Annotated in this window: 9 protein-coding genes; 5 read left to right on the top strand and 4 right to left on the bottom strand. The window is 40.0% G+C overall.

All coding sequences use genetic code 11. The features are described 5' to 3' along the window. Positions 1–812 precede the first annotated feature (812 nt). From MWU84_RS18155 to MWU84_RS18145, 3 genes are read left to right on the top strand one after another with little or no spacing between them, the layout of a single operon-like run. On the top strand, positions 813–3,848 hold the full coding sequence (locus MWU84_RS18155) for a SusC/RagA family TonB-linked outer membrane protein (protein WP_246904377.1): 3,036 nt from the start codon (positions 813–815) through the stop codon (positions 3,846–3,848). Between the two features lie 11 nt (positions 3,849–3,859). Next, positions 3,860–5,269 carry a RagB/SusD family nutrient uptake outer membrane protein gene (locus tag MWU84_RS18150; protein WP_246904375.1) on the top strand — a complete coding sequence of 470 codons (1,410 nt, stop codon included), beginning with the start codon at positions 3,860–3,862 and terminating at the stop codon, positions 5,267–5,269. Between the two features lie 19 nt (positions 5,270–5,288). Next, positions 5,289–8,171 (top strand): insulinase family protein, encoded by a 2,883-nt coding sequence (locus MWU84_RS18145; RefSeq protein WP_246904372.1) that lies wholly within the window; start codon positions 5,289–5,291, stop codon positions 8,169–8,171. A gap of 103 nt (positions 8,172–8,274) precedes the next feature. Here the strand turns inward: MWU84_RS18145 and MWU84_RS18140 are convergent, their stop codons facing one another. The 4 genes from MWU84_RS18140 to MWU84_RS18125 all read right to left on the bottom strand — a co-directional run bounded on the left by MWU84_RS18140 (position 8,275) and on the right by MWU84_RS18125 (position 10,667). Continuing rightward, a complete protein-coding gene (locus MWU84_RS18140; RefSeq protein WP_246904370.1) occupies positions 8,275–8,565 on the bottom strand; it encodes a DUF6520 family protein in 291 nt (96 codons plus the stop codon). A 124-nt stretch (positions 8,566–8,689) separates the two neighbouring features. Next, positions 8,690–9,154 carry a MauE/DoxX family redox-associated membrane protein gene (locus tag MWU84_RS18135; RefSeq protein WP_246904368.1) on the bottom strand — a complete coding sequence of 155 codons (465 nt, stop codon included), beginning with the start codon at positions 9,152–9,154 and terminating at the stop codon, positions 8,690–8,692. A 107-nt stretch (positions 9,155–9,261) separates the two neighbouring features. Continuing rightward, complete coding sequence (locus MWU84_RS18130; RefSeq protein WP_246904366.1) at positions 9,262–10,215, bottom strand: AraC family transcriptional regulator; 954 nt, start codon at positions 10,213–10,215, stop codon at positions 9,262–9,264. A gap of 74 nt (positions 10,216–10,289) precedes the next feature. Further along, entirely contained in the window at positions 10,290–10,667 is a 378-nt protein-coding gene (locus tag MWU84_RS18125; protein ID WP_246904364.1) for a hypothetical protein, read from the bottom strand. Between the two features lie 225 nt (positions 10,668–10,892). Between MWU84_RS18125 and MWU84_RS18120 the strand changes: the two genes are divergently transcribed. Together MWU84_RS18120 and MWU84_RS18115 are read left to right on the top strand one after the other, a co-directional pair. Beyond that, complete coding sequence (locus MWU84_RS18120) at positions 10,893–13,319, top strand: aminotransferase class I/II-fold pyridoxal phosphate-dependent enzyme (protein WP_246904363.1); 2,427 nt, start codon at positions 10,893–10,895, stop codon at positions 13,317–13,319. Positions 13,320–13,408: 89 nt separating this feature from the next. Beyond that, a complete protein-coding gene (locus tag MWU84_RS18115) occupies positions 13,409–14,254 on the top strand; it encodes an RteC domain-containing protein (RefSeq protein WP_246904361.1) in 846 nt (281 codons plus the stop codon). The last annotated feature ends 154 nt before the right edge of the window (positions 14,255–14,408 follow it).

Genomic DNA, 14,408 nt, shown 5'->3' with positions numbered 1-14,408 from the left:
GATTGAAATATTTTATTATATTTGTCTCATTAACATATGTTTGCGATTCTTCTTTGTTTGAATTAGTCTAGAAGTAGTCGCTTGGATTCCCGGTCTAAAAACTGGTAGCTTAATGCACGGGATGATAAGCAAGATGCCCATGACCCGGGGCATGGGTTTTCTTATCAAAGTGCGCTAAACCAGTTCTAGGACCTTAAAGTGAGTATTAAACAACTTTATGCCAAGCGTTGTTCTATTTAGAAGTTTTGCAAATAGTAATTAAAAGGCTAAAAGAGCTATGGAACACAGCTTATGTAACTTAAATGGTAAAACGGCCACTGGGCAGCTTACCATTCTTTTGCAACATACCGTGTACGACATTCTCTTTACCAAAAAGCCCAAGAACCCAATATAGGTTTGCACAGAACTGGTTAAAAAAAGTAAACCGGTTCATTTATTATGGGATTTGTGTTGTACCAATTATCCGGAACTCGAAAATTCTTTTATCCCATAATCCACGATCCACACTTTTTTGGCATCCGGCCAAATAACGACAAAGCAGCCTAACATCATTTAAGGCCATCCCTTTGCGGCATCTGCTATGCTATTTTAGCATTGTAATTAGGCTAGGGGAGGAGCCATAAAAGTGAGCCAGATTAGGTATGACCCAACGGCAACCTTAATCTTACTCACCAAACAGCAATACCAACTAATAGATCCTTATTGCCTATGACATAGAACATATTCAAAAATAGCCTCCCAAACCCTGTTTGACCGACAAGTTTGGAAGGCCTTAACTAAATAAAACTAAGTTTCATCTAATCTTCAAAATTATGAAAAATAATCTTGAGTACAGGGGCTTTATACGCCTATGTTTACTATATATTTGCTTTCTTGTTCCCCCACCTTACTTTGCCCATTTCCCCCATGGGCATTGTTTTAACTCTTTTCCCAACCTTGATACCCAACAGCAGTACCAGATATCCGGTACCGTTACCGACAGCTACGGCCCCATGCCTGGAGTGCATGTACTTATCAAGGGAACCAACAATGGCACCTTTACCGACGACAATGGGGAATACTCCCTTTTGGTAAACAATAGGGATTTCCTGATCTTTTCCTATCTGGGCTACCATACCCGGGAATTGCCCGTACTGGGCAGGAGCACCTTGGACGTAGATATGCAGTCCGAGGTCACCGAACTGCAGGAAGTAGAAGTCAATGCCGGTTACTACACCGTAAAGGAAAAGGAGCGGACCGGGAGCATCAGCAGGGTCACTGCCAAGGAAATAGAGCTACAGCCCATTGTAAGTCCGTTAGAGGCCCTTCAAGGGCGTATGGCAGGGGTAGAGGTGGTGCAACAGAATGGGGTGCCCGGAAGTGCCCCCATTATTCGTATCCGTGGACAGAACAGCCTGCGCAGGGAGGGCAATTATCCCTTGTATATTGTTGATGGGGTTCCTATTATCTCTACTCCGATTACAGGTGGCAGTAATATGTATTCAGATGGAGTAGACCCTTTGAGTACCATGAATTTGTCCAACATACAGAGTATTGAAGTCCTAAAAGATGCAGATGCCACCGCCATCTACGGCTCCCGTGGGGCCAATGGCGTGGTGCTGATCACCACCAAAAAGGGAACCGGTAATGATAAAAAGACCGCGGTGGAAGCGCGTTGGTATTCCGGTCTGGGCACCGTTTCCCATAAAATGGAGTTGTTGGATACCCAGCAGTATTTGAGCATTAGAAGGGCGGCCTTGGAAAATGATGGTAGAGAAGCCAATGAGACCAGCGATTACGACCTACTGCTGTGGGACCAAAATCGTTATACAGATTGGCAAGAGGAGCTTTTTGGAGGGACTTCCTCTATAACCGATGTAAATGTTTCCGCATCTGGTGGCAATGCCACCACGTCCTTTAGATTGGGCGGTTCCTATCATAAAGAGGGCATGGTATTCCCTGGGGACAAAGGGTATCATAAAATAACGACTGGCCTCAACTTAAATCACACCTCGGAAAATAAAAAATTTGGTTTGGTCCTAGCTGTAAATTATGGCACGGACAGAAGTGAGGTGATGGCCAATAGTAGTAATTTCATCAGAACGGCATTTTCCCTGCCTCCCAATGCACCTTCCCTTTATAATGATGACGGGAGTCTCCATTGGGAGGATTGGACCTATTCCGCTTGGGATAATCCCATCGCCGGTATTGTACACAGGAAAGCTATGGATGATGGGTTTAATCTATTGGCCAATTTAGGTCTCTCTTACCGGTTATTTCCGGATTTAACCTTTAAACTGAACACAGGCTATACCCGTCTAAACAGGGAATATAGAGCCTTTTTGTCCAAGGACCAATATAATCCCGAAGCACGGGAAAGTGCAGGACATAGCTCCATTGAAACCCAAAGAGATAGAAAGTCGTGGATCTTGGAACCACAGTTGGTGTATGCTAAAAAAGTGGGGAATGGCAATATTGATGGTTTGCTGGGTGCCACCTTCCAACAGAGTGAGAACCGGATATTAAGTATCTTGGGGACAGGTTATATTTCCGAATCCCTACTTGGGGATCTATCGGCAGCAGAGACTACTAAGGTTGATATTAATGATATAACGGAATATAAGTACAATGCCCTGTTTGCACGATTGGGATATAACTATCAACGGAAGTATTTTCTAAACCTAACAGGTAGAAGGGATGGTTCTTCACGTTTTGGACCCAACAAACGGTTCGCCAACTTTTGGGCGGTAGGGGGAGCCTGGATTTTCTCTGAGGAAATGGCAATTCAACGGCATCTGTCCTTTCTAAGTTTTGGAAAGCTGAGGGCTAGCTATGGTACTACAGGAAACGATCAAATAGCGGATTATGGTTATCTGGATGCCTATGAGGCTACACCGGGTCCCAACGGACTATACCCTACCCAGCTCACCAACCCGGATTATTCCTGGGAAGAAAACAAAAAACTGGAATTGGCGACGGAGCTTGGTTTTATGAAAGACCGGATTCATTTGGCACTGGGCTGGTACCGCAACCGTTCATCGAACCAACTAGTCGGATATCCCTTGCCCTCAACGACCGGTTTTAATACGGTACAGGCCAACTTGCCGGCAACGGTCGAGAATAGAGGGTGGGAGTTGGAACTCTCCACAGTCAATTTACGTAATAAAGAATTGATTTGGCAAACGTCTTTCAATATTAGCTTTCCCCAGAATAAATTGATCAGTTATCCGGATATTGACCAATCTTCCTACGCCAATAGATATCGTGTTGGCCACCCTTTGAACATCGGCCTGCTCTATCAATATAATGGTGTTGACCCCGAGACCGGTCTCTTTAGCGTTGTAGATGTCAACGGGGATGAACGTTACGACTATGAGGACCGCAAGCTCATAAAACATTTAGGGAGACAATATTTTGGTGGAGTTGGAAATAATCTGTCCTATAAGGGAATCGAATTCAACTTTTTATGGGAATTTGTGAAGCAGAACGGATACCCGAATTATATGGGGCTACCCGGTCAGAAGAACGTGCAAACGGCCGAATTCTACAATAATTGGCAGAACGTCAACAATCCCAGCATACAAAATGTGTCGGAAGCCTATAATGCATTTATAGCCTATGACCGCTTTTATTTAAGCGGACAGTCTTTGACGGACGCCTCCTATATCAGGTTGAAGACTATGTCGCTAAGTTTTGACCTGCCTAATTGGCCCTTGAAAAAAATGGGACTCAATGGCTGCAAGCTATTTGTACAGGCTCAAAACCTGTTGACCATTACCGGTTATAAAGGATTAAATGTAGCATTTCCCGGAGGCAATAGCATACCCTCTTTGAGAACAATAACCGTTGGAGCCCAGTTTAACTTATAAAATAGGAAACCATGATCAAAATTAGATTTAAAATTATAGATATGATATTTGTTTGTACAATAGCCCTTATGTCCTGTGAGGATTATGTTGAGATAGATGCTCCCAATAATAAAATAGTAAGTGAATCGGTCTTTGAGGATGATGAGACCGCTATTAGTGCAGTAACCGGAATTTACAATGAGCTTTTTAACGCCAATTTTTCAAATGGTTATATAAGTTCCGTGACCTTACTGGCGGGGATGTCCTCGGATATTTTTCAAATGAGGAGCGCAACGGACAACCGATATGGACCCTTCAATCAGAATGAAATCTCACCGAGCAAGTCTCCTGATGCCTCTGCAAACTATAATCTATGGTCTAGCGCCTATAACATAATTTACATGGCCAACAGTGTTTTGGAGGGTTTGGAGAAATCATTGGCTGTTTCCGAGGATGTCCGAACCATGTTGATGGGACAAGCTTTGTTCGTTCGCTCATTTACCTACTTCTATTTAGCGAACCTGTATGGCGATGTTCCCCTGATAGTATCCACGGACTATCGGCAGAATGCAAGGGCTGGCCGGAATTCGCAGGCTGACATCTTAAAGCAAATAGATGGTGATCTGGAATTGTCACTGACCCTATTGAAGGGAGTAGAGGATTATGCGGATTCCGAGCGTTTTAATGTTAATTACTTCGTGGTACTGGCATTATCCGCCCGGTTAAATCTGTACCTGGAAAATTGGGAAAAGGCCGAGGAGTACAGTAGTATTTTGATAGGCCAAGTCTCCCAATTTGAAATTTTGGAAGACCTGGAAAAGGTCTTTTTGGCCAATAGTAAGGAAGCCATTTGGCAATTATCGCCTATAGGAAGAGGAAATATACTTACCTACACTTGGGAAGGTTATGTGTTTAGAGGGAACAATTCTTCCCCGTTCCAGCTATCGGAAAATTTTGTGGCCACTATGGAGGAAAGTGATAATCGTCTTTCCCACTGGGTGGGACATAATTCCAGTAAAAATTTCCAGTATCCCCATAAATACAAGGACAGGATAAGTATAAACAATATAAGTGAATATTCCATGGTGCTGCGACTTGCCGAACAATACCTCATAAGAGCGGAGGCGCGTGCCATGCAGAACAAATTGCACGGGGCCATATCGGATATTGATATTATACGCAAAAGGGCCGGTATTGATTTAATAGCTGATACCGATCCTGGAATCGACAGGGAAGCATTGCTCGATCTGATACAGGAGGAACGGAAAAAGGAACTTTTTGCGGAATGGGGACACCGTTGGCTGGACCTAAAGCGTTCAAAAACAGTTTCTGCGGTTTTAGGCCCAATAAAGCCACTATGGCAAGATACCGATGCCTTGTTTCCCATACCTGGGGAAGAGCGGGAAAAAAATTCAAACCTTACCCAAAACGATGGTTATTAATCTTTATAAGTAAATAATAATGAATAATATAAAAAGATACTTGTCCGGATTGGGCATCATATTATTGTTGAGTTTCACCGGCATACATGGACAGTCAGAGATAACCATGGATCGGGTCGTCTTAGATCCAGATATTAAATATGGCAAATTGCCCAATGGATTTACGTATTATATTAAACATTTGGATGGCCCCTCAAAAAAAATGAAAGTGCGATTGTACGTAAAGGTCGGCAGTCATAATGAAGAGCCGGGACAATTGGATTTTGCCCATGCATTAGAGCATTTGGCGTTTAAATGTAGTAAGGATTTCCCGGTAAACCTCCTGGATAATCCTGTTTTGTTATCCCGTTTAGGAATGGATAGCGGCGATATTTTTGGGCAGACTACCGCTATGTCTACCTGGTATTCCTTTGATGTTCCCAACGGAAATAGGGAGGCTTTGGATACGGCCCTTCATTGGTTTCAAAATATTTCCGATCTGGACCTGAGCGCTCCTAGTATAAATAAGGAAAAAGGACCATTGAGACAGGAACAAATTTATAGGCAGGGGGATGATCTGAGCGGATTTTTTGCCAAGACAAGAATGGAGTCTTCCCTATTCCCATGTAAACAGGATTTTTCCAATTTCTTCGAAATCAACAAAAATTTTACCCCCAATGCGCTAATAGATTTTTATAAAAAATGGTACCGGCCGGACAGAATGGCCCTGGTCATTGTAGGGGATACCACCAATATAGTCGATGTAGTGGATAGGATAAAATTACGTTTTTCGGGTATAAAATCGCATAGAAGTGCTATAAATACTGTTGATTGTATAAAGGAATATCTTGAGAGCCCTGATCACTTTAGTGTACAGCAAGGATTTGGCAAGGATGATGTACCCCGTTCACAAACCGTAAATATTCACTTGTACATGCGAGACAAGCGTACATTGGAATTGAAAGGTACATGGGAAGGTCTACAGCGAACCGTAATATGGGAAATGTTGGAAAAGTTGGTCAACCTGCGTTTTGGGCAAGTGGGCAGTGATTATGGTTCCTCTTATTCGGCCAATACTGTTGCACCTAATGTCATTGGCCCCGCACAATTGGTTGCAATACGGGCAGCGGAAGGTCAGGAGGAGTTGGCCATTAAAAATGCTACTGAAATAATTATGCAGGCCAAAGAATTTGGTTTTGGCCAAAAGGAATGGGAGCAGGTCAAGAACGAGAGTTTGGAAGCTTTGGATGTTGATGCCACTTCCAATTTGGATTATTGGATGCAACAACTGGAAAACTACCTTGTCCACGGCATTGCAATTCCGAACAAAAAGAACCTAAAATTACAACATTGGTTACGCGAATTATCACTGGAGGAATTTAATGCAATGGCCAAAGGTTATCTATCGAAATCTCCCAATGACATAGGGATTATAGCTCCTCCCGGAGATAATAGATCGATATTTTCGGAAGTACAGGTTCGTAATTGGATATCAGAAATGATAAAGGAAGGAGTCGGGAATACTGTTGACGTGAAGGTACCAAGCAGTTTGATGAGTGATACGGAGATATCACAGCTATCGCCAATTGGTTATATGGACAAGGGAAATGACCCTATTGGGACCAAAGAACTGGTTTTGGACAATGGGGTCAAGGTGATACTCCAAAATGTAGAACCTTCCTTAACAAGGGACAGGGATAAAATATCAATTCATGGATTTAGGCCCTATGGTGCCTCTTGCTTTCCTGAAGAAGATTATTTTTCCGCTATCAATGCGCCGCACATTGTTTCAAATTCAGGCGTTGGGGCATTGGATAAGTTTCAAATAAACCGCTTTCTTAAAAATAAAAGCTTATGGCAAGGAGTCAAACCCTATATAAAATATAAGGAATCGGGTATAAAAGGTACTGCATCTAAAGAGGACCTGGAAACCTTATTTCAACTTTTATATCTTTATGTTGTACAACCACGAAAGGATATTCGGGCTTTTGAGGATTGGAAGTCAACAGAGGAACAAAGGTATTTTGATCCTACCTATGGCGTTATTCAAGAAGATTTTAACGTACTCATGAGAAAATTTATCGGAGATTACTCTAAAATTCCCCAGGGAACAATTGGTTATAATGGTATAAAAAAAACCAAGATGGAACGGGCCATGAATATTTATGGGCAACTTATTGGCAATTCAACTGACTATACCTTTATGATCAGTGGAGATTTTTCTACTGAGACCATTACACTATTGGTACAGAAATATTTGGGGAATCTTCCAAGTAAATCCGAAGTCATTTCCTGCACCACTACAGGATCTGAAGTTGAAATTCCTAAAGGGCCGATATATAGGGAGTTTTATGTTAGCGACCTTGATGCCTCCTATGAAATGAAAAGTGTTAGGTATTCTCTTAATTATGTTGTTAATACCAATAATATTAATGATTGGAGGGAGCAAATAAAAATGGAGGTCCTAGGATCATTGATGAATTCCAAAATACAAGAATTACGCTATAGGGATGAGGCCGCACTTTACAATGTATGGGCCCTGACAAAGTTCAATAGGGAATCCATGTTTTATACTTTTCAGATGCAACTTGATTGTGTTCGTGAAGAACTGGAAGGCTTGCGAGAGATATGTAAAGAATTTGTGTCCGATCTAAAAAAAGGAGGATTTGATAAAGAGAGATTTAATGAGGTTATTGGGAATCGCATACTTCCTAAGTATAGCGCAGAAAAACAAAGTCTATATAAAGTCTGTTTGAAAACATACCACTATTATAAGTATGGGGAGTCCTGGGTCGCCATTCCTGAAATTGAAAGGTATATAAAGTCACTAAATCTTAAGGATATCGAGAATACGGCAAAAAAATATTTAAAAGACAAAAATTTGTTTGAATTTGTTTTAAAGGAGGATAAGAGTCTGCCTTAAAGTTGGTAATACCGAGTATTGTCTAAATCAGAATAGCACTATTGTCTTTTAAGTTCAATGAAAAAACACCGAGCACTATTGGCGCTCGGTGTCCTTTTTTACACTATCTAGGGTCTTCGATCACCTTTGGTGCCGGAGAAGCACTTTTAAGAATCGGTGCCGTTTCACTAGGGCCATTATGTACCTCATAGGTTTCAGATTCGCCTTCAATCTGTGCAAGGCAGTCGTTTTGCTCATTTTGTGGGCAATCGACATCTACAGGATACCAGGTGGAATCAATCTTAATGAATCCGGTAGTGTAATAATCCTCTGCGGTTGTATTCACAAAGGCAAACGACAGTGTAATGGCAAAAATAAATGCCAACATCGGTAATATCAATTTAAACTTTTTCATGATTAAATAATTTTAATTAATAATAAGTGCCTACTCTTTTCTACAGGTTTTCGGTCTTTCTCCTGCTTTTGTTGCAACAAAATATCTTCATTATTTTACTTTTTATTTGTGGTGCCATGGCCATTTAAGGGCCTTGATGGATCTTGTTCCATGTATTATTTTTATGTTTGGGGGAGAGGAATATGGCCATCATGGCCAAAAGAAACAAAACCAGATTAAATACCAAATGCTGTTCCCATGACAACAGGGAGATAATACCTCCACAGGAACAAGGTTTATAGGGGGCAAAAAATACAATGGCCAGGGTGTAGCCGGTAAATAATAACATAAGGCCCATTGCCCCATAGAGCCCCATCAATCTCGTTTTTTTCCAAAGCAATAATAGGGCAACGGCCAGTTCCGATAAAGGTATGGTCCAAGAGGCCAAGGACGCCATGGCCTTACCACCCAGTACGGGGGAGTTTCTGATGTTGTCATAGAACAGATGCCCTTCCAGAAGTTTGGTAAGTCCGGCATACGCAAATAGGATAATGAATAACAAACTGGTGACCTCGACAATTATCTCCCTATGCTTTTGATACCATTTCATATCATTTGTTTCGTTTTGATATTGAATGGTATAAAATTAAGTTGGTTGAATTATCTCTCTGGGATAATAACTGTTCTGAAAAGGATTAGTTGAAATATTTGTTGCGGTCAGGAGTTGAGCCTTAGGTCTCTAGGCGTATATCCATACCTTGCTTTAAATTCCCTTGAAAAATGGGTAGCATTCTTAAATCCATTTTGTCGTGCAATGCGTTTAAAAGGTTCATTGGAACTTTTCACCAAAACATGCGCATTTCTAAGTCGCTCATTTTTTAGAAACTGAAACACCGTCATTCCAAACAACTCCTTGAAACCTTTCTTCAGTTTATACTCATTGGTTCCAAATTCATGGGCCAACTCCTGAAGGGATGGGGCATTTTTATCTAGATTGTTTTTGAGATAGGTTCCTATGGCCCTAAAAGTTTCCAAATCGGATACGTTTAAGAAAGACTTTTCAACCAAAGAATGATTGGACTTAGGGAGTCGTATTTGTTTTAATATTTTGGATTGTAATTTTCTTTCGTAGAGTTTGGTGTTTTTTATAATATCAGATGATATTAGCATATATTGGGTAATGGAGTTATCCTTTTGGGGTAGCTCAACCATCTTACAATATGCAGGAAGTTGCAAATTCATTTTAGTCCTAAATACAAGCCTCAGATTACTATCAAAATCATGGTCTGAGCTTAGCGTTTTTGTATAATCGACCCATTTTATCACCGATTCTTTTTCAAGTAGATTCACCAAGGGTAGATCAAGTAACTCTTTACTTTTCCATTGTAATAATTGGGTGACATCTTGATTTGCATAGGTTATCTCTAAGTTCTTGTCCAAGAAAAAAATCATTTGTACCAAATGCATATACGAATCATGCATATTAACATACCCCTGATGTAAAAAGGAATCCTTTATTTCTTCGGCAACAATATTCACTATAGCCGTAAGCGCCTCCAACTCGTCCCGCTTATCCGTTCTTTCCAACCGATAGGAAAAATTACCCCTTGATATTTCGATTAAAAGTTGAAATACCTTATTTAGCCTGCCGTTATATGTCACATTTTCCATAGTTATCGGCTGTTTTACCCAATTACGCTTATTATTTATGGATTCTATATTCTATTCAGATTTAGTTGCTACAATCATTCGATGAATTCAGAAAGGAATTGTAATCCTTCCAACTCACTGCATACGACCTTAGTGGGAGTAGGGGGCATATTGGCCAATATATATAGATCGGTCAAAATTTGGGATAAGGGATTATCGGAAATAAAGGCTACGGCTTTTGTGAGCGAAGAGCCTTCGGTAGCCAGAAATCTTCTGGCATCTTTGTTTATCTCTATTATGCCTCGAATATCACAGAGTATAGGATATGCCTTGCCTTTTTGCAGTTGTAAACGATCCGACACTATTTCCATGGCACCGGCCAATTGAATTGTAATATTTTGCTTGTAAATAAATCGGACAATTCCATTATCTATACCATACTGAGCATATTCATTTTCGAAACTATTTTTCATGGTAACTTTTCAAAAATGCAACTCAAAGTAATAATTTTTATACAAATTTTGTAGGATTATCGATAAAATGCTTCAGAACTTATCTGTAAGGGATTATTAATGTTCTAAAAGGGATTTATTAAGTATCAAGGTCTTGGAATAAAGATTTATACTATTGATTTTATGTAGTTTATATGTCCAAAACTAATAATACGACCATTGCACAACCAATAAATCCGATTCAAAATGGCAAAGATAAAACCCAATAATTTTCTTGATACTGTAGATAGTGTATTTAACGATGCCAAAAAGCAGGGCATATTACATCTGTATGCAGAAGGTGATCAGTTCACCGGTAGACATATAAGAATAGGGGATAAGAATTTATTTCATTTCGGAACTACCGGATACCTAGGTCTGGAACAAGATCCAAGATTAAAAAAAGCAGCTGTAGATGCCATCAATAGGTACGGGACTCAATTTCCCCTCTCCAAAACCTATATCTCACATCCCTTGTACAAGACTTTGGAGGACAAGGTCACTGAAATGTATTCCAGTCCCGTTATAATTACTAAAAACAGCACTCTGGGTCATATTGGGGTGATACCCAGTGCAGTTGACGATCAAGATGCCATTATTCTAGATCACCAAGTTCATTGGAGCGTACAAAGTGCCGCAAAACTTCTAAAGGCCAGGAGCATTCCCATAGATATGATCAGGCACAATAATCTGGAAATGCTGGAGGACAAAATCAGAAAACTTGCTTCTAAACATAAAAGGATCTGGTACATGGCCGATGGGGTATATTCCATGTTCGGCGATGTTTCTCCAGTGATGGAGCTTATGAAACTTTGCAACAAATATCAACAACTACACTTATATTTTGACGATGTGCACGGCATGAGCTGGATAGGGAAGAATGGTACCGGATATGTCCTGGACATTTTAAAGGAGCTACCGGAACAGGTATTGCTTTTTGGAACTTTAAGTAAGACATTTGGGGCAAGCGGTTCCGTATTTACATGTGCCAATGCCAAAATGTACTCCAAAATTAAAAACTTTGGCGGGCCCTTGACCTTTTCGGCCCAATTGGAACCGGCATCAGTAGCAGCCGCGATTGCCTCGGCTGATATACATTTATCTTCCGAGATCTATTCCTTACAGGCCGACCTTGTGGATCGTATCACATATTTCAATATGCTCCTTTCCGAATCGGAGCTCCCATTGGTTGAACATAACAATTCACCCGTATTCTATATAGGCACCGGAATGCCGGTAACGGGATATAATTTTGTAAACCGCATGATGAAGGAAGGATATTTTGTCAATTTGGGATTATTCCCTGCCGTTCCTGTAAAAAATACCGGTGTGCGCATTACTATTTCAAGGCACAATCAAAAGGAAGAAATCAAAGGTTTGGTGGAAGCCATGCAATATCATTATCCCCGTGCTTTGGAAGCCACCAATACAACGGATAAAACTGTAAGATCAGCATTTAAACTAGCAGTAATTGAAAAAGGAAAAATTGACACAAAGCATAAAATTGAACTCAATGTGCACTATGCCAATAGTATTTTCAAAATACCGAAAAATGAGTGGGACGGTTTATTGGGGGAATATGGCATTTTCGATTGGGAAGGTCTCCGATTTTTAGAAGCGGTTTTTTCAAAGAACAAGAAAAAGGAGGAAAATTGGAAATTCCATTATTACATTGTTCGAGACCTATTGGATAAACCTATATTGGCCACTTTTTTTACCTACTCCCTTTGGAAGGACGACATGTTGGCCCCTGAATCGGTCTCCCAAAAAGTAGAGGAAATAAGAAAACATCATCCCTACCACATGACTTCTCATGTTCTTGGGATGGGTTCTTTGTTTACGGAAGGTGAGCACTTATATTTGGACACCTCCCATCCATTATGGCATGAAGCCTTACACCGACTACTCGACGAACTGGAAAAATTGGATCGTAAATTCAATGCTAAAATGTTAGTATTCAGAGATTTTACCAAGGACGAAAAACTACATGAGTTTTTCCATAATCATGGTTTCATAAAAGTGTCAATGCCGGATTCCAGCAGAATATCCAATCTCAAATGGAAAGATAACACTACCTATATTTCAAACCTATCCAAACGCTCCAGAAGTCATTTTAGAAAAGATATTGAGCCTTATATAGAACGATTTAAAGTAGTGGTCACGGATAAAATCGAACCCAGCCAACATAACAATTTATTTAACCTAATGGACAACGTTAGGCAAAACAATCTTGGCCTCAATACCTTTCCTTTTCCGAAAAAAATATTTAAAATAATGAGTGATCACCCAGGTTGGGAGTTTATAATACTGAGCCTTAAGGCAGCATTTGCCAAGGATGGCAGGGAGTTAGTGGTAGGAGTAATGTTTTGCTACAAAAATGTTGATAATGCCTATGTTCCTGCCTTTATAGGAATGGACTATGAATATGCCAAGGTTCATCAGGTATATCGTCAGCTATTATACCAGACCATAAAGAGGGCAGGGGAGACGGGATTTGACAAAATACCATTTGGAATGACTTCTGCCTTTGAAAAAAGAAAGCTAGGCGCAATGGCCATATCACAAATTGCCTATGTCCAATCCAAGGACAATTATAATTTGGAATTGGTAGGGATGCTTGAAAACAGTGGTTGAAAAAGTGAACTCGCCCCACTAGAATATAATATACCTAAACTTAATCTTCTGAATTGCTTTTCACCAACATAGCATTAAAAGTTAGTAGGATGGATAATCGATTCAAGCACATTATTGATGGCTATTTTCAAAAACTGGAGGAAATTCAATCAAGTAAAAGGATTGACCTAAAAAAAAGCAATGAAGGAATTCATCTAAGCAATAATGCTCTTTATTTGCTGAAGTTAATAGTGGAAAAAAAAGGCTTCAAATCCATTGAGGAAGAAATATACTTCTTTAAAATGGTAAAATCTGAACCCTTAAGCTATCTGGTCTATTTTAGCGAAGTCAGGTCTTGTGAACTATTGATGCCCAAGATAGGTCTTGGAAATCAATTGAACTTTTTGGAAAAGAAAATTAAGCGCATCAATAAATTCTTTAATAGAAATTGGGATTTTGTCCATTACATGGAACAAGAGCTCACCTATCTGGACGTTCAGTACTTTACAAGGTCCAACCAAGTATTTCCCCTTTACTCCCTACCAGAAGCCTGTTATCTTGACCCCAAGTTCTTTACTTCACATGATATGCTCTGGGCACGAATAAAGGGCATGAATAAGTTTATCCTATACCTCCAGGAACTTATAAAACTATTAAAATTACAAAAACATAAAGCTTTGCAGATTGAGAAACCCAAGAGAGCATTGGTTTGGAGTGCCTCCAAAGCTGCCTTGACAGAATTGATATATGCGCTTTATTCGAGTTCTGCGGTTAATAATGGTAAGGAGGATATAAAAGGCATTGCATCCGCATTTGAGGATTTGTTCAATATTCGTCTGGACAACATTTATAAAACGTATGCCGAGATAAAAAGTAGAAAAGATAGCAAGACTCGATTTTTGGAGGAGCTCATCATAAGATTCAATCAAAAAGTATATGAAGATGATGGCCTATAAAAAAATCAGCCTCGAATGGTATTGTTCCTATTGAAGATTGACAACATGTACAATTATAAATAGAAAAGAGGACGCACCCCTACGCCCTCTTTTTTTTTGAAGTTTGAAAAATAGATTTGTTAATACAAACTTATTTTTCATGTCTTAACTTATG

The sequence above is a fragment of the Arenibacter sp. F20364 genome, from assembly GCF_023015905.1.
Classification (GTDB): Bacteria; Bacteroidota; Bacteroidia; order Flavobacteriales; family Flavobacteriaceae; genus Arenibacter.
This window is presented reverse-complemented; position numbering and strand designations above follow the sequence as displayed.

Coding starts and splice junctions, on each gene's coding strand:
- MWU84_RS18145 (WP_246904372.1), top strand. CDS start 5,289: ATGAATAATATAAAAAGATACTTGTCCGGATTGGGCATCATATTATTG.
- MWU84_RS18130 (WP_246904366.1), bottom strand. CDS start 10,215: ATGGAAAATGTGACATATAACGGCAGGCTAAATAAGGTATTTCAACTT.
- MWU84_RS18120 (WP_246904363.1), top strand. CDS start 10,893: ATGGCAAAGATAAAACCCAATAATTTTCTTGATACTGTAGATAGTGTA.
- MWU84_RS18150 (WP_246904375.1), top strand. CDS start 3,860: ATGATCAAAATTAGATTTAAAATTATAGATATGATATTTGTTTGTACA.
- MWU84_RS18140 (WP_246904370.1), bottom strand. CDS start 8,565: ATGAAAAAGTTTAAATTGATATTACCGATGTTGGCATTTATTTTTGCC.
- MWU84_RS18115 (WP_246904361.1), top strand. CDS start 13,409: ATGGATAATCGATTCAAGCACATTATTGATGGCTATTTTCAAAAACTG.
- MWU84_RS18125 (WP_246904364.1), bottom strand. CDS start 10,667: ATGAAAAATAGTTTCGAAAATGAATATGCTCAGTATGGTATAGATAAT.
- MWU84_RS18155 (WP_246904377.1), top strand. CDS start 813: ATGAAAAATAATCTTGAGTACAGGGGCTTTATACGCCTATGTTTACTA.
- MWU84_RS18135 (WP_246904368.1), bottom strand. CDS start 9,154: ATGAAATGGTATCAAAAGCATAGGGAGATAATTGTCGAGGTCACCAGT.